This is a genomic window from Streptomyces fulvorobeus, assembly GCF_013167895.1.
In the GTDB taxonomy this organism is placed as follows: Bacteria; Actinomycetota; Actinomycetes; order Streptomycetales; family Streptomycetaceae; genus Streptomyces; species Streptomyces fulvorobeus.
In genome coordinates, this window is sequence record NZ_BLWC01000001.1 from 4,899,889 (window position 1) to 4,919,821 (window position 19,933).

Consider the following 19,933-nt stretch of genomic DNA (forward strand, 5'->3'; position numbering starts at 1 on the left):
AGCGGCTACCGAAGTCGAGCCCGTTACCCAGTGGGCCCCAAATGAAATTCAGCGAGGAGCGAACCGCGTGACCGCCGATACGTCCGTGCCGTCCACTGCGCTGCTGACCGGAGCAGGCGGCGTCGTAGACAGGGACAGCTCCAACTACACCGCGCGGCACCTTCTGGTCCTTGAGGGTCTGGAGGCGGTTCGCAAGCGCCCGGGGATGTACATCGGGTCCACCGACAGCCGCGGTCTCATGCACTGCGTCTGGGAGATCATCGACAACTCGGTCGACGAGGCACTCGGCGGTCACTGCGACGCCATCGAGGTCATCCTCCACGACGACGGCTCCGTCGAGGTCCGGGACAACGGCCGGGGCATCCCGGTCGACGTCGAGCCGAAGACCGGGCTCTCCGGCATCGAGGTCGTCATGACCAAGCTGCACGCGGGCGGAAAGTTCGGCGGCGGCTCGTACGCGGCCTCGGGCGGTCTGCACGGCGTGGGCGCCTCCGTCGTCAACGCCCTCTCCGCCCGCCTCGACGTCGAGGTCGACCGCAACAGCTCCACCCACTCGATCAGCTTCCGCCGCGGTGTCCCCGGGATGTTCACGGAACAGGGCCCGGACAGCCCGTTCGACCCGGCCAACGGACTGCGCAGGACCAAGCGCGTCCCGAAGAACCGGACAGGTACCCGGGTGCGGTACTGGGCGGACCGGCAGATCTTCCTCAAGGACGCCAAGCTCAACCTGGAGACGCTCTACCAGCGGGCCCGGCAGACGGCCTTCCTCGTCCCCGGCCTCACCATCGTCGTCCGCGACGAGCGCGGCATCGACGGTGAGGGCAAGACGGAGGAGACGTTCCGCTTCGACGGCGGCATCAGCGAGTTCTGTGAGTACCTGGCCCAGGACAAGGCGGTCTGCGACATCCAGCGTCTGACGGGCATGGGCACGTTCAAGGAGACCGTGCCGGTCCTCGACGAACGCGGCCACATGACGCCCACCGAGGTGACCCGGGAGCTCGGTGTCGACATCGCGCTGCGCTGGGGCACCGGGTACGACACCAACGTCAAGTCGTTCGTCAACATCATCGCCACCCCCAAGGGCGGCACCCACGTCAGCGGGTTCGAACGCTCCGTGACCAGGACGGTCAACGAGGTGCTCCGCTCCGCCAAGATGCTGCGCGTCGCCGAGGACGACATCGTCAAGGACGACGCCCTGGAGGGCCTCACGGCGGTCGTCACCGTACGGCTGGCCGAGCCGCAGTTCGAGGGGCAGACCAAGGAGGTGCTCGGCACCTCCGCGGCCAACCGGATCGTCTCCAACGTGGTCGCCAAGGAGCTCAAGGCGTTCCTGACCTCCACAAGGCGCGACTCGAAGGCGCAGGCCAGGGCCGTACTGGAGAAGGCGGTGGCCGCCGCCCGCACGCGGATCGCGGCCCGCCAGCACAAGGACGCGCAACGTCGCAAGACGGCGCTGGAGTCCTCCTCGCTGCCCGCGAAGCTCGCGGACTGCCGCAGCGACGACGTCGGTCGCAGCGAGCTCTTCATCGTGGAGGGCGACTCGGCGCTCGGAACGGCCAAGCTGGCCCGGAACAGTGAGTTCCAGGCCCTGCTGCCGATCCGCGGCAAGATCCTCAACGTCCAGAAGTCCTCCGTGTCGGACATGCTCAAGAACGCCGAGTGCGGCGCCATCATCCAGGTCATAGGAGCCGGCTCCGGGCGGACCTTCGACATCGACGCCGCCCGCTACGGCAAGATCGTCCTGCTGGTGGACGCCGATGTCGACGGCGCGCACATCCGGTGTCTGCTGCTGACGCTCTTCCAGCGGTACATGCGGCCCATGGTCGAGGCGGGGCGCGTCTTCGCCGCCGTGCCCCCGCTGCACCGGATCGAGCTCGTCCAGCCCAAGAAGGGCCAGGACAAGTACGTCTACACGTACTCCGACGGCGAGCTGCGCCAGACGCTGCTGGAGCTCCAGCGCAAGAACGTCCGGATCAAGGACTCGATCCAGCGCTACAAGGGCCTCGGCGAGATGGACGCGGACCAGCTGGCGGAGACCACGATGGACCCGCGCCACCGCACGCTGCGGCGGATCAACATCGGGGACCTGGAATCCTCGGAGCAGGTGTTCGATCTGCTGATGGGCAACGAGGTCGCGCCGCGCAAGGAGTTCATCACCAGCTCGGCCGCCACGCTCGACCGGTCGCGCATCGACGTCTGACGCCTCGGCGTCCGTCCCGTCAGGGGTCCCCCCGCACCCCGGGGCGGGCCCCTGACGCAGGTGGCCGAACTCCCTGACCGGGGCCGGGGCCGTGTGAACGGACCGCGTCAGCTCCCGGTGGCCCAGGTGTAGCGGTGCTCCGGGCGGCCCGTCTCGCCGTACCGCAGGGTCAGCCGGACCCGGCCGGTCCGCTCAAGCAGCTTCAGATAGCGCTGCGCGGTCTGCCGGCTCATCCCCGCACTCTCCGCGATCTCCTGCGCCGAGAGTGGCTGACCGGCGGTCCGCAACGCCTGTCGGACGAGCTCGGCGGTGGTCGGCGAATGCCCCTTCGGGAGGTCGGGCTCACCGACCGTCCACAGAGCACCGAAGAGCCGGTCCACCTCCGTCTGCTCGGCCTCCCCGCCGCCTTCGAGGGTGCGGTGCAGGGCCGCGTACGCCTCCAGCTTGGTGCGCAGGCCCGCGTACGTGAACGGCTTCACCAGGTACTGGAGCGCGCCGTGCCGCATCGCGGCCCGGACCGTGGCGACATCGCGCGCCGCCGTCACCATGATCACGTCGGTCTGGTGGCCGAGCGCACGCAGTTCCCGGACGACGGAGAGGCCGTTGCGGTCGGGCAGGTAGTGGTCGAGCAGGACCAGGTCGACGGGGACCTCCGCGATCCTGGCGAGCGCCTCGGCGGCGGTGTGGGCCTGGGCGGCCACCCGGAAACCGGGCACCCTGGTGACGTAGGCCGCGTTGATCTGCGCGACCCGGACGTCGTCGTCGACGATCAGCACCTCGATCACGGGGTCTCTCCCGTCGTCGCGAGCGGGGCGTCCGGAGTGCCCGGGGGCGCGGGCTGGTACAGGGCCTCGGGCAGGACGACCGTGAACACCGCCCCGCCCTCCGCTGCCGTCTCGACGGCCACGCTTCCACCCTGGCGCTCCGCGAGCCGGCGTACCAGGGCGAGACCCAGGCCGCGCCTGCCGTGCGCCGGGAGCTCCTTGGTGGACCAGCCCTCCGTGAAGATGGATTCGCGCCGGCCGGACGGAACTCCCGAGCCGCTGTCCCGTACCCGGATGACCACCGTACGCTCCTGCGCCCGGAGCCCCACCTCGATGAGGGCGTCCGCCGATCCCGCCGCCGCGTCCAGCGCGTTGTCGACGAGGTTGCCGAGGACCGTGACCAGGCCGCGCGGGTCCACCAGGCGGTCCGGGAGCAGGGTGTCCGGCGCGATGCGCAGCGCGACCCCGCGCTCGGCGGAGACCGTGGCCTTGCCGACGAGCAGCGCGGCGAGGAGCGGATCGCCGACCCGCTCGGTGACCTGCTCCGCGGTCGCGCGGTGGACCCCGACGACCTCGGTGACGAACTCCATCGCGTCGTCGTGCATCTCCAGCTCCAGCAGGCCCAGGAGGGTGTGCAGCCGGTTGGCGTGCTCGTGGTCCTGGGCGCGGAGCGCGTCGATCAGGCCGCGGGTGGAGTCGAGCTCGCGGCCGAGGTGTTCGAGCTCCGTGCGGTCGCGGAGGGTGGCCACGGCACCGCCGTCGTCGGTCGGCATCCGGTTGGCGAGCAGCACCCGGTTGCCGCACACGGTCAGCAGGTCGTCCCCGACCACCCGGCCCGCCAGCACGTCAGCGGTCCGGCCCTCACCCAGGGCCTCGTCGAGCGGGCGGCCCGCGGCGTCCGGGCCCAGACCGAGCAGGCGCTGCGCCTCGTCGTTCAGCAGCCGGATGCGGCCGCTCCCGTCGAGGGCGACGACCCCTTCGCGGATGCTGTGGAGCATCGCCTCGCGCTCCGTCAGCAGCGCCGAGATGTCGGAGAACGCCAGGTCGTGGGTCTGCCGCTGGAGACGCCGGGAGATCAGATACGCGGCGAGCGCGCCGACGGCCAGCGCCCCGCCCGCATAGGCGAGCAGCCCCGGGATCGCCGCCAGCAGCCGGGCGCGGACGCTGTCATAGGCGATACCGACGGAGACCGCCCCCACGATCCGGTCCGACGCGTCGCGCAGCGGTACCTTCCCGCGCGCGGAGCGGCCGAGCGTGCCGCTGTCGATCTCCATGACGTCCCGGCCCGCGAGTGCCGCGCGGGGATCGGTGGAGACGACCCTGCCGATCTGGTGGGGCTCGGGGTGCGACCAGCGCACGCCGTGCCGGTCCAGGACCACGACGTACTCCGCGCCGGTGGCCTTCCTGATCCGTTCGGCAGCGGTCTGCGCGGGGCCGAACGGTGTGGGCTCCGTGGTCAGCAGGGACGCGGCGATCCGGGGCTGGGCGGCGGTGCTCTGGGCTATGGCGAGGGCGCGCCGCATCGCCTGGTCGTCGAGCTGCGCGCTGAGGGGAGCCAGGAAGAGGCCGGTGACCAGCACCGTCACTCCGGTGATGATGGTCAGCTGGACCAGGAGGACCTGGGAGAAGACCCGTTTCGGCCAGCCGAGCCGGCGGGGTCCCCGGGCGGTGGTCGGCGGGGCGTTCACCGTACGAAGGTAAGGGGCGGCCGGTTCCTTTCCGAAATCCCCCGGCAAGGGCGGCTACCCGGTGGCCCGCGATGGGTACAGCGGCGGAGGCGGGGGCCCCCGTACCGCCCGCTGGGCCGTACGGGCAGGGGGCGTCCCGCGTACTCCTCCGGCGCGCATACCGCACGCGACGGCGAGCACCGCGAGCCTGGCCGGATCTCGCCGGTCCAGATCCCCGCGCTCCCTCGCCCAGAGCCTCGGCGGCCCTCTCGTCGACTTCGCGGTCGAGGCGGAACGGCGCGTGGAGGCGGTCCTCGCCGCACTGGAGCCGGGCCGCGAGCCGCACACCGGTGTCGAGTTCTGCGCGGCGGTCGTCTTAGAGCTCTGCGGACCGCCGCGCGAGATGTTCACCGCCACCTTCTGTGCGGCGCGTGTGGTCGGCTGGAGCGCCAATATCCTGGAGCAGGCGGAGGACTCGCAGATCATCCGCCCGGCGACCCGCCCGCGCCCCAGCCGGTCCCGGCACCCCGACCGACCACGAGGAAGGCCCCCGTTGACCCCGCCCCGCACCCCGCAGATCCCGGTCATCGTCCTGGCGGGCTTCCTCGGCTCAGGAAAGACAACGCTGCTCAACCACCTGCTCCAGCACCGCGCGGGCAACCGGATCGGCGTGATCGTCAACGACTTCGGTGCCATCGAGATCGACGCCATGACCGTCGCGGGACAGGTCGGCTCAACGGTCTCGCTGGGCAACGGCTGCCTGTGCTGCGCCGTCGACGCGAGCGAACTGGACACCTATCTGGACACCCTGACCAGGCCGTCCGCCCGCCTCGACGTGATCGTCATCGAGGCGAGCGGCCTCGCGGAGCCCCAGGAGCTCGTCCGCATGCTCCTGGCCAGCGACAACCCGCGCATCCGGTACGGGGGACTGGTCGAGGTCGTCGACGCCGCCGAGTTCGAGGGCACCCGGGAGCGCCATCCGGAGGTCGACCGCCACCTCGCGGTGGCCGACCTCGTCGTACTGAACAAGAGCGACCGGGTCGACGAGGCGGAACACGCACGGCTGCGCGAGGCCGTCACGGCGGCGGGCAGCGGCGCGGCCGTCGTCTCCGCCGCGTACGGGCGCATCGATCCCGGGCTGCTCTTCGACCCCGTCCAGCGGCCCGACGAGGACGAGGGGGCGCGTCAGCTGACCTTCGAGGACCTCTTCCTGGAGGAACGGGCGGCGGAGGCCGGCGCGGAGCACCCCGGCCATTTGCACACGGCGTACGAGAGCGTTTCCTTCACCTCGGACGTCCCCCTGGACCCCCGCCGCTTCATGAGCTTCCTCGACACCCGGCCCGAGGGGCTGTACCGGATCAAGGGGTTCGCCGACTTCGGGGCGGGGGACCGGGACAACAGGTACGCCCTGCACGCGGTCGGCCGGTTCCTGCGCTTCGTCCCGCAGCAGTGGGGCCGGGGTGAGCCGAGGCTCACCCAGCTCGTGCTGATCGGGTCGGGCATCGACGCGGAGGCCCTGCGCGAAGAGCTCTCCGGCTGCCGCGAAAGCGCCCGGCCCGGCCCGGACATGGCGCAGGACGCCGACCTGGAGCGGAGCATGTGGGGTGTCCTGCGCTACGTGGAACAGGCACCGGACACCCCCTAGCGTCCGGAGGGCGCCCGCTACACCGGTCCGGCGATCACCGCGACCGGGCTCGTCAGCGGGGTGCCGGAACCGTCCCGGCGCGGGTCGGGCTCCGGCAGCTGGGCCGGCGTCCCGTTCTTCTGCGCCGCCCGTGCGGGGAGCGGGCCGGCCCAGGCGAAGACGAGGACGTCCTCGCCCTTGAGGAAGCGCTGGCAGCGCACCCCGCCGGTCGCCCGGCCCTTGCGCGGGTACTGGTCGAAGGGCGTGAGCTTCGACGTCAGCTCGGAGTCGTCCAGCGTGCCGTGCGATCCCGCCACCGTGAACACCACCGCGTCCGCCGCCGGGTCCACCGCGGCGAACGAGAGCACCTGGGCGCCGGCCGCCAGTTTCACGCCCGCCATTCCGCCCGCCGGGCGGCCCTGCGGGCGCACCTGTGCGGCGGGGTAGCGCAACAACTGGGCGTCGGAGGTGATGAAGACCAGGTCCTCCTCGCCCGTGCGCAGCTCGCTCGCCCCGACGATCCGGTCACCCTCCTTGAGCGAGATGACCTCCAACTCCTCCTTGTTGGACGGGTAGTCGGGCACCACACGCTTCACCACGCCCTGGAGGGTGCCGATCGCGAGACCGGGTGACGCCTCATCCAGCGTCGTGAGGCAGATCAGCTCTTCACCCGTCTCCAGCGAGAGGAACTCCGCGACCGGCGCCCCTCCCGACAGGTTGGGCGCGGCGTGGGTGTCCGGAAGGCGCGGCAGGTCGATCACCGCGAGCCGCAGCAGCCGGCCGGCCGAGGTGACCGCACCGATGTCGCCGCGGGCCGTCGCGGGCACGGAGGACACGATCACGTCGTGCTTCGCTCGCTTGGCGTCCTCGCCGATCACGATCGGGTCCGCGTTGGCCGTACGTGCGAGCAGCCCGGTGGAGGAGAGGAGCACCCGGCACGGGTCGTCCGCCACCTCCAGCGGTACGGAGGCGACCTGCGAACCGGCCGACTCCAACAGCACCGTACGGCGGTCGGTGCCGAACTTCTTCGCGACCGCGGCCAGTTCGGAGGAGACGAGCTTGCGCAGCTCCGCGTCCGAGTCGAGGATGGCGGTCAGCTGGTCGATCTCGGTGTTGAGCCGGTCGCGCTCGCTCTCCAGCTCGATGCGGTCGAACCGGGTGAGCCTGCGCAGCGGAGTGTCCAGGATGTACTGCGTCTGGATCTCGCTCAGCGAGAAGCGCTCGATGAGCCGCTCCTTCGCCTGCGCCGAGTTGTCACTGTCCCGGATGATGCGGATGACCTCGTCGATGTCGACGAGCGCGACGAGCAGGCCCTCCACCAGGTGCAGCCGGTCGCGGCGCTTGGTGCGGCGGAACTCGCTGCGCCTGCGCACCACCTCGAAGCGGTGGTCGAGGTAGACCTCGAGGAGCTCCTTGAGCCCCAGGGTGAGCGGCTGGCCGTCGACCAGCGCCACGTTGTTGATGCCGAAGGACTCCTCCATCGGCGTCAGCTTGTACAGCTGCTCCAGCACCGCCTCCGGCACGAAGCCGTTCTTGACCTCGATGACCAGGCGCAGACCGTGCGAACGGTCGGTGAGGTCCTTGACGTCGGCGATGCCCTGGAGCTTCTTCGCCGAGACGAGATCCTTGATCTTGGCGATCACCTTCTCCGGTCCGACGGTGAAGGGCAGTTCCGTGACGACGAGCCCCTTGCGGCGGGCCGTCACGTCCTCCACGGCGACCGTGGCGCGGATCTTGAAGGTGCCGCGTCCTGCCGCGTACGCGTCCTTGATCCCGCCCAGGCCGACGATCCGGCCCCCGGTGGGCAGGTCGGGACCCGGGACGAACCGCATCAGGGTCTCCAGGTCCGCGCCCGGGTGCCTGATGAGGTGGCGGGCGGCGGCGATGACCTCGCCCAGGTTGTGCGGCGGCATGTTGGTCGCCATGCCGACCGCGATCCCGGTGGTGCCGTTGACCAGGAGGTTCGGGTACGCGGCGGGCAGGACGACCGGCTCCCGCTCCTGGCCGTCGTAGTTCGCCTGGTAGTCGACGGTGTCCTCGTCGATCGACTCGGTCATCAGCGAGGTGGCGTCGGCCATACGGCATTCGGTGTACCGCATGGCGGCCGGCGGGTCGTCGTTGCCGAGCGAGCCGAAGTTCCCGTGTCCGTCGACGAGCGGGAGGCGCATCGAGAACGGCTGGGCCATGCGTACGAGCGCGTCGTAGATCGACGCGTCGCCGTGCGGGTGCAGCTTGCCCATGACTTCACCGACGACGCGGGCGCACTTCACATAGCCGCGGTCGGGGCGCAGCCCCATCTCGTTCATCTGGGACACGATGCGGCGGTGCACCGGCTTCATGCCGTCGCGGGCGTCGGGCAGGGCCCGGGAGTAGATCACCGAGTAGGCGTACTCGAGGAAGGAGCCCTGCATTTCGTCGACGACGTCGATATCGAGGATTCTCTCCTCGAAGTCGTCCGGCGGCGGGGTCTTCGTGCTGCGGCGGGCCATCGCTGCTGCGACTCCTTCACGGATTCTGTTCGGCAACCTCAGGTTCTGACGCGGACCATTGTGGACCGCCGCACTGACAACGCCGACCTCGACCCGTCCGATGCGGCCCCCGGAGCCCCGCGGGAGGCTCCGTCTACGGCAGCATCTACGACAACATCCACGGATCGGGAACTTCGCCAGGTGCCTGTGCGCTTGCCTAGAGTGGCAGGTCCGGCAGAAAAACCTGTATCGCGATCGAAGGGACGTACATGCCCATGGGTCACACGGCCACAGCCCAGGCCGGCTCCGGCGGCAGAACAGCGACCGAGCACCGCCTGGCCAACGGCCTGCGTGTGGTGCTCTCGGAGGACCATCTGACCCCGGTCGCCGCTGTCTGCCTCTGGTACGACGTCGGTTCACGCCACGAGGTCAAGGGGCGTACCGGTCTGGCTCACCTCTTCGAGCACCTGATGTTCCAGGGTTCGGGGCAGGTCAAGGGGAACGGGCACTTCGAGCTCGTGCAGGGAGCCGGCGGTTCGCTGAACGGCACGACCAGCTTCGAGCGGACCAACTACTTCGAGGTCATGCCCACGCACCAGCTCGAGCTCGCGCTCTGGCTGGAGGCCGACCGCATGGGCTCGCTCCTCGCCGCGCTCGACGAGGAGTCCATGGAGAACCAGCGCGACGTCGTCAAGAACGAGCGCCGCCAGCGGTACGACAACGTTCCCTACGGCACGGCCTTCGAGAAGCTGACGGCCCTCGCCTACCCGGAGGGCCACCCGTACCACCACACCCCGATCGGTTCCATGGCCGATCTGGACGCGGCGACCCTGGAGGACGCGCGCACCTTCTTCCGTACGTACTACGCGCCCAACAACGCGGTGCTCTCGGTGGTCGGCGACATCGACCCGCAGGAGACGCTCGCCTGGGTCGAGAAGTACTTCGGCTCCATCCCGGCCCACGACGGCAAGCAGCCGCCGCGCGACGGCACGCTGCCCGGCATCATCGGTGAGCAGTTGCGCGAAGTGGTCCACGCGGAGGTCCCGGCGCGCGCGCTGATGGCCGCCTACCGGCTGCCGCACGACGGCACCCGGGAGTGCGACGCCGCCGACCTGGCGCTGACCGTGCTCGGCGGCGGCGAGTCCTCCCGGCTGCACAACCGGCTGGTCCGCCGCGACCGTACGGCGGTGGCCGCCGGATTCGGGCTGCTGAGGCTGTCCGGAGCGCCCTCGCTCGGCTGGCTGGACGTCAAGACGTCCGGCGGCGTCGAGGTGCCGGAGATCGAGGCCGCGGTCGACGAGGAGCTGGCCAGGTTCGCCGCCGAGGGGCCCACGCCCGAGGAGATGGAGCGGGCCCAGGCGCAGTTGGAGCGCGAGTGGCTCGACCGGCTCGCCACGGTCGAGGGCCGCGCCGACGAACTGTGCCGTTACGCGGTGCTGTTCGGCGACCCCCAGCTGGCCCTGACGGCCGTGCAGCGGGTCCTCGACGTCACGGCGGAGGAGGTCCAGGCGGCAGCCAGGGCGTGCCTGCGCCCCGACAACCGGGCGGTCCTGGTCTACGAACCGATCGAGGTCCCGGCCGGCGGCGACGCTGACGACGCCGGAGCCGGTACCGACACGCACGAGGGGGCGGAGCAGTGAGCGACGCCGCTGTGACTGGAGTAGCGATGCAGTACCACCCGCAGCCGACCCCGGGCGTGGCCAGGCCGTGGGCCTTCCCCGCGCCCGAGCGCGGCGCCCTGCCCAACGGTCTCACCGTGCTGCGCTGCCACCGCCCCGGCCAGCAGGTGGTCGCGGTGGAGATCTTCCTCGACGCGCCGCTTGACGCGGAACCCGAGGGCTTCGACGGCGTGGCCACGATCATGGCGCGCGCCCTGTCCGAGGGCACGGACAAGCGCTCCGCGGAGGAGTTCGCCGCGGAGCTGGAGCGCTGCGGCGCGACCCTCGACGCGCACGCCGACCACCCCGGTGTACGGGTCTCCCTGGAGGTTCCGGTCTCCCGGCTGGCCAAGGCCCTCGGGCTGGTCGCTGAGGCACTGCGGGCGCCCGCGTTCTCCGGGAGCGAGATCGAGCGTCTCGTGGGCAACCGCCTCGACGAGATCCCGCACGAGCAGGCCAACCCCGCCCGGCGTGCGGCGAAGCAGCTCGCCAAGGAGCTATTCCCCGCCACGGCGCGCATGTCGCGTCCACGCCAGGGCACCGAGGAGACGGTGCGGCGGATCGACGCGGCGGCCGTGCGCGCCTTCTACGACGCGCACGTGCGCCCGTCCACCGCGACGGCCGTCGTCGTCGGCGACCTGACCGGCGTCGACGTGGACGCGCTCCTCGCCGAGACCGTCGGTGACTGGTCGGGCGACTCCGCCGAGCCCGGCCAGGCGCCACCCGTCACCGCCGACGACCGCGGCCGCGTGGTGATCGTGGACCGTCCCGGCGCCGTGCAGACGCAACTGCTGATCGGCCGCATCGGCGCCGACCGGCACGACAGCGTCTGGCCCGCCCAGGTCCTCGGTACGTACTGCCTGGGAGGCACCCTCACCTCGCGGCTGGACCGGGTGCTGCGCGAGGAGAAGGGCTACACCTACGGGGTACGCGCCTTCGCGCAGGTGCTCCGCTCGACGGCTCCCGGCACCTCCTCCGGGCGCACCGGAGCGGCGATGCTCGCCATCAGCGGCTCGGTGGACACGGAGTCCACGGGACCGGCGCTCGACGACCTCTGGAAGGTGCTGCGGACCCTGGCGGCCGAGGGACTCACCGACGCCGAGCGCGAGACGGCCGTGCAGAACCTCGTGGGGGTCGCCCCGCTGAAGTTCGAGACGGCGGCCTCGGTGGCGGGCACCCTCGCCGACCAGGTCGAGCAGCACCTCCCGGACGACTACCAGGCGCAGTTGTACGCGCGCCTGGCCGAGACGGGCACGGTCGAGGCCACGGCCGCCGTGGTCAACGCCTTCCCGGTGGACAGGCTGGTCACGGTGCTGGTCGGTGACGCCTCCCAGATCGCGGACCCGGTCCGCGCCCTGGGCATCGGCGAGGTGTCGGTCGTCAGCGGCTGACAGCCGGCCGGTTCTCCGGCGTACGCGCGAAGGTCTCGGGTGCACGCGCACGTGCGAACGAAAGGGACCCGGGCGGGCAACTCCCCGCCCGGGTCCCTGCATTTTGTCCGAATTGATGGGGTGGTTACCTGTCTGTTCTGTGGGATGTGCGACAAACCGGCTTGTCCGTTTGGTGATCGAAAGGCGCCCCATTTAGCGTCGGTCCGGCTGTCCGCCGTGTGTATGCCGCATCCGTGGCGCCGGGCAGCCATCGCCGAGTCCCCGTCAGGCGTGAGCCTGGGGAGCCGGGGACCCACGAAGTCCCTGGGGTGAATCGGACGTCTGCGCCCTCGTGGCGGAGGAGTCCGTAGGAGACCTTCCTGCTCCGAACCCGTCAGCTAACCCGGTAGGCGAGAAGGAAGGAAAGGATCAGCCCCTCCATGGCGTTCACCCGTGCCACCGGGAAGCACCGTGCCCCGAGCCGCCTGACGCGCAAGAGCGCCCGGGTCGCAGGCATCGCCGCTCTGGCCACCGCAGGCGTCATCGGCGGAACGGCCTCCCCGGCCCTCGCCGCGGACGAGACCCGTACCGTCGGCGACACCGGCCTGACCCAGGCCGTCGCCATCGACGGCACCCTCGCCGAGCAGATCGCCGCCCAGGCGAAGGCGCAGGAGCAGCAGGCGGAGGCCGTCGCGAAGGCGAAGGCCGTCGCCCAGGCCAAGGCCCGGGCGAAGGCCGAGGCCGAGCGGAAGGCGGCGGCCCGTGCCGCTGAGGCCCGCGAGGCTGAGGCCCGCGCCGCCCGCGCGGCCGAGCGTGAGCGGCTGACCTCGTTCCACCTGCCGGTCGCCGGCTCCTACGTCACCACCGGCTACCGGTCCGGCGGCTCCCTCTGGTCCTCCGGCAGCCACTCGGGCGTCGACTTCCGCGCCGCGTCCGGCTCCCCCGTCGTCGCGGTCGGCGCCGGTACCGTCGTCGAGGCCGGCTGGGGCGGGGCCTACGGCAACAACATCGTGCTCCGGATGGCGGACGGCACGTACACCCAGTACGGCCACCTCTCCTCGGTCGGCGTCTCCGTCGGCCAGAGCGTCACCTCGGGGCAGCGGATAGGCTTCTCCGGCTCCACGGGCAACTCCACAGGACCGCACCTCCACTTCGAGGCCAGGACCACCGCGGAGTACGGCTCCGACATGGACCCCGTCGCGTACCTGCGCGCGCACGGCGTGAACGTCTGACCCGCGCGCCGCACCCCGCACTCCCCGAAGGCCCCGGCTCTCCGCCGGGGCCTTCCGGGCCCCCGGCCCTTCCGTGGCCAGAAGATATCCCTGGATTCCGTTCCGCCGTCGGAAATTCGGGCTCATTGCAATAGAGTCGCAGAACAGGCGTCGATCGGCCGCGTTACGCGGGGATTAAGGCGGAGGTTCGGACATGCGCATTCCCGCGCATTCGGTATGCACGGCAATCCGTGACGACATCGTCTCGGGTGTCTTCGATCGCGGCAGCCGCCTCACCGAGGAGTTGCTCGCGCGTCGTTACGGGGTCTCGCGCGTCCCGGTGCGTGAGGCCCTGCGCACACTGGAGTCCGAAGGGTTCGTCGTCACACGCCGGCACGCCGGCGCGTGCGTGGCCGAGCCCACCGAGCGGGAGGCGGCGGACCTCCTGGAGGTCCGGATGCTGCTGGAGCCGCTCGCCGCCGCGCGGGCCGCCCAGCGGCGCACGGAGGCGCACCTCAAGGTGTTGCGCGGCCTGGTCAGGCTGGGGCAGGAGCGGGTGCGGCGCGGAGAGGGGGAGGATCTGCGCTCCCTGGGCGGCTGGTTCCACGAGACGTTGGCGCAGGCTTCGGGCAGCCCGGGACTCATCGCGCTGCTCACCCAGCTCCGGCACAAGATCGCCTGGATGTACGCGGTCGAGCAGCCCGCACACCCCGCGGAGTCCTGGGCGCAGCACGGCGCGATCGTGGACGCGGTAGCCCGGGGGGACGCGGACCGCGCGAGGGTGCTGGCGGTCCAGCACGCCGAGCGCGCGATCGCCGCCCACCGGCTGCGCCGCCCCGACCGCGCCCCACGGGGCACCGTGCCCTCCCGGGTGAGCACTTCGCAACACGGCGTAAACATCGCGGGCGTCCGTCATTAACAATTGCACCGTATACAAAGAAGGTAATGGGACGGGGCTTTCTTCGTGCTGCCCGAATGCGATCTTTCGAGCGGCTTTTCCGGAAACGAAAAAGTCGCGGCACCCGTTCAGGGTGCCGCGACTCGGTCGCGGAATTGATACCGGGCTGATCCGAGCGGAATCAGACCGTCTCCGGAAGCTCCTCAAGACCTTCGGCGACCAGCTTGGCCAGCCGGTCCAGGGCGACCTCGGCGTCGTCCGCGTCGGAGGCCAGCACGACCTCCTCGCCGCCGGTCGCGCCCAGGCCGAGCACCGCGAGCATGGACGCGGCGTTGACCGGGTTGCCGTCGGCCTTGGCGATCGTCACGGGGACGCCGGAGGCCGTGGCGGCACGGACGAAGATGGAAGCGGGGCGGGCGTGCAGGCCCTCGGCCCAACCGACGTTGACGCGGCGCTCAGCCATGGTTCTGCCCTTCACGAATCAGTGGTTGTCTAGACCAGTCTCTCATGCAGTGCGCACTGCTGTGCCCGGTCCCGGCCCCGCCGCGGCGGCCGGTCGGGCACCCTCAGACTGCCCCGGCCCCGACCCCTCCGCGACCGGTGCGTCCGCCGTAGGCTTTGCCCATGCAGCCCACGCCGGAGCAGAGTCCGCATCACGCGTACCCCGACCACTGGGAAGCGGACGTGGTGCTCCGCGACGGTGGCACCGCGCGCATCAGGCCGATCACGACCGACGACGCCGAGCGGCTGGTCAGCTTCTACGAGCAGGTCTCCGACGAGTCGAAGTACTACCGCTTCTTCGCCCCGTATCCGCGTCTCTCCGCCAAGGACGTGCGCCGCTTCACCCATCACGACTACGTCGACCGCGTCGGTCTCGCCGTCACGACGGGCGGCGAGTTCATCGCCACCGTCCGCTACGACCGCATCGACGACCGTGGCAGGCCCGCCACCGCGCCCGCCGACGAGGCCGAGGTCGCCTTCCTCGTGCAGGACGCCCACCAGGGCCGCGGAGTGGCCTCCGCGCTCCTCGAACACATCGCCGCGGTCGCCCGTGAACGGGGCATCCGCCGGTTCGCCGCCGAGGTGCTGCCCGCCAACAACAAGATGATCAAGGTGTTCACGGACGCCGGATACACCCAGCAGCGCAGCTTCGAGGACGGCTCCGTCCACCTGACGCTCGACCTCGAACCGACCGCGGAGTCCCTTGCCGTCCAGCGCGGCCGCGAGCAGCGCGCCGAGTCGCGGTCGGTGCAGCGGCTCCTGGCCCCCGGGACGGTCGCCGTCGTCGGCACCGGCCGCACCCCCGGCGGGGTCGGCCGCACCGTCCTGCGCAACCTCCTCGGCTCCGGCTACACCGGACGCGCGTACGCCGTGAACCGGGCCTTCGGCACGGACCTCGCCGAGATCGACGGCGTCCCCGCGCACCGGTCGGTCGGCGAGATCGACGAGCGGGTCGACCTCGCGGTCCTCGCCGTGCCCGCCGACCGGGTGCCCGAGGCCGTCGCCGACTGCGGTGAGCACGGTGTCCGGGGACTGGTCGTCGTCTCCGCCGGTTACGCCGAACAGGGCGCCGAAGGGCGCGAGCGCCAGCGCGAACTCGTCCGCCAGGCACGCTCGTACGGCATGCGGATCATCGGCCCGAACGCCTTCGGCATCATCAACACGTCCGAGGCCGTCCGGCTGAACGCCTCCCTCGCCCCCGAGTCACCCGCTCCCGGCCGTATCGGGCTCTTCACCCAGTCGGGCGCCATCGGCATCGCCCTGCTCTCCGGGCTCCACCGGCGCGGTGCCGGCCTCTCCACGTTCATCTCGGCGGGCAACCGGGCCGATGTCTCCGGGAACGACTTCCTCCAGTACTGGTACGAGGACCCGGACACCGATGTCGCCCTCCTGTACCTCGAATCGCTCGGCAACCCGCGCAAGTTCACCCGCCTCGCGCGCCGGACCGCCGCCGTGAAGCCCGTCGTCGTGGTCAAGGGCGCCCGCCACAGCGGCTCCAACCCGCCGGGCCACGCGGTGCCCGTCAGCCGGATTCCCGACGCGACGGTCTCCGCGCTGATGCGGCAGGCGGGCGTGATCCGCGTCGACACGGTGACGGAGATGGTCGACGCGGGCCTCCTCCTCGCGGGCCAGCCGCTCCCGGCCGGCCCGCGCGTGGCGATCCTGGGCAACTCGGAGTCGCTGGGCCTGCTCAGTTACGACGCGTGCCTGGCCGAAGGGCTGCGCCCGCGCCCGCCCCGCGACCTGACCACCGCGGCCGGCCCGCGGGACTTCCGCGACGCGCTGGCCGAGGCACTGAGCGATCAGACCTGTGACGCCGTGATCGTCACCGCGATCCCCTGGGTGGGGGAGAACGGGGAGGCGGAGACGGGCGACGGCGAGGTTCTGGCCGGGGCCCTGCGCGAAGCGGCGGCCACCGGACCCGCCAAGCCCGTGGCCGTGGTCCACGTGGAGCTCGGCGGCCTGGCCGACGCGCTGGCGGCTGCCGCGGGCACCGCCGCCCCCGCCCGCGACGCGTCGAGGGCGGTGCCGGGGCCCGCCCGGGACACCGCGGTCACCGCGCCCCCCGGCGAGACAGCCGCGAACACCCCCGCCCAGGTCGGGCGCATCCCCGCCTACCCGGCCGCCGAGCGGGCCGTACGGGCGCTCGCCGAAGCGGTGAGGTACGCCCAGTGGCGCCGCCAGGCGGCCGCCCCCGGCAGGGTGCCGGACTTCGACGACGTCGAAGAGGCCCGGGCCGCCCGCCTGATCGCCGCCCTGCTCGGCCCGGACCCCGACCCCCGCGGCCGCCCCCTCACGCACGACGAGGCCGGCGAGCTGCTCGGCTCCTACGGCATCACCGTCCGCCCCACCCTGCCCGCGCCGCACCCCGAGGAGGCGGTCGCCGCCGCAGAGCGGCTCGGCTACCCCGTGGCGCTCAAGACCACCGCCCCCCACCTGCGCCACCGCGCCGACCTCGGAGGCGTCCGGCTCGACCTCGCCCACGAGGGCGAGCTGCGGCGGGCGTACGCCGAGCTGACCGAGCTCCTCGGCAAGCCGGCCGAGCTCCAGCCGGTCGTCCAGTCCATGGCACCGCGCGGGGTGGACACCGTCGTGCGCGCCTCGATCGACGCGGCGGCGGGGGCGGTGCTCTCCTTCGGCCTCGCGGGCGCCCCCTCCGAACTGCTCGGCGACACCGCCCACCGGCTGGTCCCGGCGACCGACCGGGACGCCGCCGAGCTGGTCAGGTCCATCAAGGCGGCCCCCGTGCTCTTCGGCTGGCGCGGTTCCGCCCCCGCCGACACCCCGGCGCTCGAAGAGCTCCTGCTGCGCGTGTCACGGCTGGTCGACGACCACCCGGAGGTGGTCTCCGTCGCCCTCGAACCCGTGGTCGTCGCCACTCAGGGGCTGACCGTCCTCGGCGCGAGCGTCCGCCTCGCCCCGCCCCCGGCCCGCGGCGACCTCGGCCCCCGGCGCCTCCCCAGCTACTGAGCGCCCCGCGGCGGCACCTGCCGCACGGCGTGCCCGGCAGCCACCAGGCCCCCGTAGGATGGTCCGTATGGCGAAGACCGGTACGACGACCCAGGGGCTACGCGCGGCGATCGAGCGCAGCGGCTACTACCCGGCCCTCGTGGCCGAGGCGGTGGAGACCGCCGTCGGCGGGGAGCCGGTCGCTTCGTACGTGGTCCACCAGGAGACCACCTTCGACTCCAACGAGGTGCGCCGCCATGTCACCGTGCTCGTCCTGACGGACAACCGTTTCATCGTCAGCCACACCGACGAGCAGACCGCGGACACGGATTCACCGACACCGTTCGCCACCACCTCCACCGAGTCGGTCAAGCTGGACCGGATCTCCTCCGTGGTGCTCAGCCGCGTCGTGGCCAACCCGGAGAAGTACGTGCCCGGCACCCTGCCCCGCGAGGTCGTCCTCACCATCGGCTGGGGCGCCGTCTCCCGTATCGACCTGGAGCCCGCCGCCTGCGGCGACCCCAACTGCGAGGCCGACCACGGCTACACCGGCAGCTCCACCGCCGACGACCTGAGCCTGCGCGTCAGCGAGGCGGGCGACGGCCCGGAGACCGTGCGCGAGACGCTCGCCTTCGCCCAGGCGCTCTCCGAAGCCACCGCCGCGGCGACCGGCCGCTGATGGTCCAGCCCGCGTGGCAGGACCCCGTTCCGCTGCCTCTCGACACCGCACCCGTCCCCGAGTACGGGAGCGGTTCGCTCGCGGACCTGCTGCCGACGCTCGTCGCGGGCCAGGGCGTGCCCGGTTTCGAGGCGACGATCCCGGAGCTCGCCCCGGCCGACCGGAACTGCGTCTTCCTGATCGACGGGCTCGGCTGGGAGCAGATCAAGGCCCACCCCGACGAGGCCCCCTTCCTGCACTCCCTGCTGCCCTCCTCGCGCGGCGGCACGGGCCGCCCCCTCACGGCGGGCTTCCCGTCGACCACGGCCACCTCCCTCGCCTCGGTCGGTACGGGGCTGCCGCCCGGGGAGCACGGTCTTCCCGGCTACACGGTCCGTAATCCGGAGACCGGCGAGCTGATGAACCAGCTGCGCTGGCGCCCGTGGACGGAGCCGAAGGTCTGGCAGCCCAACCCCACCGTCTTCCAGCTCGCCGACGCGGCGGGTGTGCGCACCGCGCAGGTGTCCGCGCCCACCTTCGAGCAGACCCCGCTCACCAAGGTCGCGCTCAGCGGCGGCTCCTTCATCGGCCGGCTCACCGGTGAGGACCGGATGGACGTCGCCGCCGAACGGCTGGCCGCGGGCGACCGCTCGCTGGTCTACACGTACTACAGCGAGGTCGACGGCAAGGGGCACCGCTTCGGCATCGACTCCGACGCCTGGCGCGGCCAGCTGATGTACGTCGACGGCCTCGCCCGGCGCCTGGCGGAACAGCTCCCGCCCCGCTCGGCGCTGTACGTCACCGCCGACCACGGAATGATCGACATTCCCTTCGACGAACAGTCGCGTATCGACTTCGACGAGGACTGGGAGCTGCGCGCGGGGGTCGCCCTGCTCGGCGGCGAGGGCAGGGCCCGCCATGTGTACGCGGTCCCCGGCGCCCAGGCCGACGTGCTGACCGTCTGGAGGGAAGTGCTCGGGGAGCAGTTCTGGGTGGCGAGCCGGGACGAGGCCATCGCGGCGGGCTGGTTCGGCCCTCGGGTCGACGAGCGGGTGCACGGCAGGATCGGTGACGTGGTCGCGGCAGCCCACGACGACGTGGTGATCACCGCTTCCCGGCAGGAGCCGCACGAGTCGGCGATGGTGGGCATGCACGGTTCGATGACCCCCGTGGAACAACTCGTCCCGCTGCTCGAAGTACGCTCGTAACCCCGTACCGGCCCCTGTCCGTCCTGCCCCTCGCCCTTCACGCCCGCCCCGAAAGGTGCTCGACCCCTCATGCCCGAGCTTGTGTTCTTCTCCGGAACGATGGACTGCGGAAAGAGCACACTGGCGCTCCAGATCGCCCACAACCGCGATGCGCGGGGTCTGCAGGGTGTGATCTTCACCCGTGACGACCGTGCGGGGGCGGGGAAGCTGTCCTCCCGTCTCGGCCTGGTGACCGAGGCGGTGGAGGCGCCGGAGGGCATGGACCTGTACGCGTACCTGGTCGCGCAGCTCTCCCAGGGCGGCAAGGCGGACTACGTGATCGTCGACGAGGCGCAGTTCCTCGCCCCCGAGCAGATCGACCAGCTGGCCCGGGTCGTCGACGACCTCGGCATGGACGTGTTCGCGTTCGGGATCACCACGGACTTCCGCACCAGGCTCTTCCCCGGTTCGCAACGGCTGATCGAGCTGGCCGACCGCATAGAGGCCCTCCAGGTCGAGGCGCTGTGCTGGTGCGGCGCCCGGGCCACCCACAACGCCCGTACGGTGGGCGGGGAGATGGTCGTCGAAGGCGCGCAGGTGGTCGTCGGTGACGTCAACCGCCCCGCGGAGATGGTCGGTTACGAGGTGCTCTGCCGCCGGCACCACCGCCGCCGCATGACCTCCGCCGCGGCCCACGCGGGTGCCCTGTCCCCGGACGTCCTCCCGGTCAACTCCCCTGAGCCGGTCCGGTCCAGCTGTCCGCACCCGCGCCGGACAG

The 19,933-nt window shown here is 71.8% G+C and carries 13 protein-coding genes, 1 pseudogene and 1 riboswitch; of the genes and pseudogenes, 10 read left to right on the forward strand and 4 right to left on the reverse strand.

Annotated features, from left to right (window positions below; all coding sequences use genetic code 11):
- Positions 1 to 67: 67 nt before the first annotated feature.
- Positions 68 to 2,200: a DNA gyrase/topoisomerase IV subunit B gene (locus tag Sfulv_RS22020; protein ID WP_173316272.1), complete on the forward strand. Its 2,133-nt coding sequence runs from the start codon at positions 68 to 70 to the stop codon at positions 2,198 to 2,200.
- Between the two features lie 107 nt (positions 2,201 to 2,307).
- Here the strand turns inward: Sfulv_RS22020 and Sfulv_RS22025 are convergent, their stop codons facing one another.
- Positions 2,308 to 2,985: a DUF7342 family protein gene (locus Sfulv_RS22025; RefSeq protein WP_173316273.1), complete on the reverse strand. Its 678-nt coding sequence runs from the start codon at positions 2,983 to 2,985 to the stop codon at positions 2,308 to 2,310.
- Positions 2,982 to 4,652, reverse strand: a complete 1,671-nt coding sequence (locus Sfulv_RS22030) for an ATP-binding protein (RefSeq protein WP_173316274.1) — start codon at positions 4,650 to 4,652, stop codon at positions 2,982 to 2,984. Before Sfulv_RS22030 ends, Sfulv_RS22025 begins: the two co-directional genes overlap by 4 nt.
- Positions 4,653 to 4,713: 61 nt before the next feature.
- On the opposite strand from Sfulv_RS22030, the gene Sfulv_RS22040 reads away from it, so the two are divergent.
- On the forward strand, positions 4,714 to 6,276 hold the full coding sequence (locus Sfulv_RS22040; RefSeq protein ID WP_178134760.1) for a GTP-binding protein: 1,563 nt from the start codon (positions 4,714 to 4,716) through the stop codon (positions 6,274 to 6,276).
- A gap of 17 nt (positions 6,277 to 6,293) precedes the next feature.
- Here Sfulv_RS22040 and Sfulv_RS22045 read toward each other — a convergent pair whose 3' ends face one another.
- Positions 6,294 to 8,744, reverse strand: a complete 2,451-nt coding sequence (locus tag Sfulv_RS22045; RefSeq protein ID WP_173316276.1) for a DNA gyrase/topoisomerase IV subunit A — start codon at positions 8,742 to 8,744, stop codon at positions 6,294 to 6,296.
- Between the two features lie 248 nt (positions 8,745 to 8,992).
- Between Sfulv_RS22045 and Sfulv_RS22050 the strand changes: the two genes are divergently transcribed.
- The 4 genes from Sfulv_RS22050 (at position 8,993) to Sfulv_RS22065 (ending at position 13,881) form a co-directional block, all read left to right on the forward strand.
- Positions 8,993 to 10,363, forward strand: coding sequence for a M16 family metallopeptidase (locus Sfulv_RS22050; protein ID WP_173316277.1), 1,371 nt, complete (start codon positions 8,993 to 8,995; stop codon positions 10,361 to 10,363).
- Between the two features lie 26 nt (positions 10,364 to 10,389).
- Positions 10,390 to 11,772, forward strand: a complete 1,383-nt coding sequence (locus tag Sfulv_RS22055) for a M16 family metallopeptidase (protein ID WP_173316278.1) — start codon at positions 10,390 to 10,392, stop codon at positions 11,770 to 11,772.
- Positions 11,773 to 12,013: 241 nt separating this feature from the next.
- Positions 12,014 to 12,178: riboswitch (cyclic di-AMP (ydaO/yuaA leader) on the forward strand.
- Positions 12,179 to 12,191: 13 nt separating this feature from the next.
- On the forward strand, positions 12,192 to 12,983 hold the full coding sequence (locus Sfulv_RS22060) for a M23 family metallopeptidase (protein ID WP_173316279.1): 792 nt from the start codon (positions 12,192 to 12,194) through the stop codon (positions 12,981 to 12,983).
- A 193-nt stretch (positions 12,984 to 13,176) separates the two neighbouring features.
- On the forward strand, positions 13,177 to 13,881 hold the full coding sequence (locus tag Sfulv_RS22065; RefSeq protein ID WP_173316280.1) for a GntR family transcriptional regulator: 705 nt from the start codon (positions 13,177 to 13,179) through the stop codon (positions 13,879 to 13,881).
- Positions 13,882 to 14,041: 160 nt separating this feature from the next.
- Here Sfulv_RS22065 and Sfulv_RS22070 read toward each other — a convergent pair whose 3' ends face one another.
- Positions 14,042 to 14,323, reverse strand: a complete 282-nt coding sequence (locus tag Sfulv_RS22070; RefSeq protein ID WP_173316281.1) for an HPr family phosphocarrier protein — start codon at positions 14,321 to 14,323, stop codon at positions 14,042 to 14,044.
- Positions 14,324 to 14,484: 161 nt separating this feature from the next.
- Here Sfulv_RS22070 and Sfulv_RS22075 point away from each other — a divergent pair, with 161 nt between their 5' ends.
- From Sfulv_RS22075 to Sfulv_RS22090, 4 genes and pseudogenes are all read left to right on the forward strand, one after another.
- Positions 14,485 to 17,331 carry a bifunctional acetate--CoA ligase family protein/GNAT family N-acetyltransferase gene (locus tag Sfulv_RS22075; protein ID WP_173316282.1) on the forward strand — a complete coding sequence of 949 codons (2,847 nt, stop codon included), beginning with the start codon at positions 14,485 to 14,487 and terminating at the stop codon, positions 17,329 to 17,331.
- A 67-nt stretch (positions 17,332 to 17,398) separates the two neighbouring features.
- Positions 17,399 to 17,989 carry a DUF5998 family protein gene (locus Sfulv_RS22080; RefSeq protein WP_173316283.1) on the forward strand — a complete coding sequence of 197 codons (591 nt, stop codon included), beginning with the start codon at positions 17,399 to 17,401 and terminating at the stop codon, positions 17,987 to 17,989.
- Positions 17,989 to 19,176, forward strand: coding sequence for an alkaline phosphatase family protein (locus Sfulv_RS22085; protein WP_173316284.1), 1,188 nt, complete (start codon positions 17,989 to 17,991; stop codon positions 19,174 to 19,176). Before Sfulv_RS22080 ends, Sfulv_RS22085 begins: the two co-directional genes overlap by 1 nt.
- 69 nt (positions 19,177 to 19,245) lie before the next feature.
- Positions 19,246 to 19,890, forward strand: a pseudogene (locus Sfulv_RS22090) (thymidine kinase); the annotation flags it as partial.
- Positions 19,891 to 19,933 lie beyond the last annotated feature (43 nt).

Coding starts and splice junctions, on each gene's coding strand:
- Sfulv_RS22045 (WP_173316276.1), bottom strand. CDS start 8,744: ATGGCCCGCCGCAGCACGAAGACCCCGCCGCCGGACGACTTCGAGGAG.
- Sfulv_RS22050 (WP_173316277.1), top strand. CDS start 8,993: ATGCCCATGGGTCACACGGCCACAGCCCAGGCCGGCTCCGGCGGCAGA.
- Sfulv_RS22055 (WP_173316278.1), top strand. CDS start 10,390: ATGCAGTACCACCCGCAGCCGACCCCGGGCGTGGCCAGGCCGTGGGCC.
- Sfulv_RS22060 (WP_173316279.1), top strand. CDS start 12,192: ATGGCGTTCACCCGTGCCACCGGGAAGCACCGTGCCCCGAGCCGCCTG.
- Sfulv_RS22065 (WP_173316280.1), top strand. CDS start 13,177: ATGCGCATTCCCGCGCATTCGGTATGCACGGCAATCCGTGACGACATC.
- Sfulv_RS22070 (WP_173316281.1), bottom strand. CDS start 14,323: ATGGCTGAGCGCCGCGTCAACGTCGGTTGGGCCGAGGGCCTGCACGCC.
- Sfulv_RS22075 (WP_173316282.1), top strand. CDS start 14,485: ATGCAGCCCACGCCGGAGCAGAGTCCGCATCACGCGTACCCCGACCAC.
- Sfulv_RS22080 (WP_173316283.1), top strand. CDS start 17,399: ATGGCGAAGACCGGTACGACGACCCAGGGGCTACGCGCGGCGATCGAG.
- Sfulv_RS22085 (WP_173316284.1), top strand. CDS start 17,989: ATGGTCCAGCCCGCGTGGCAGGACCCCGTTCCGCTGCCTCTCGACACC.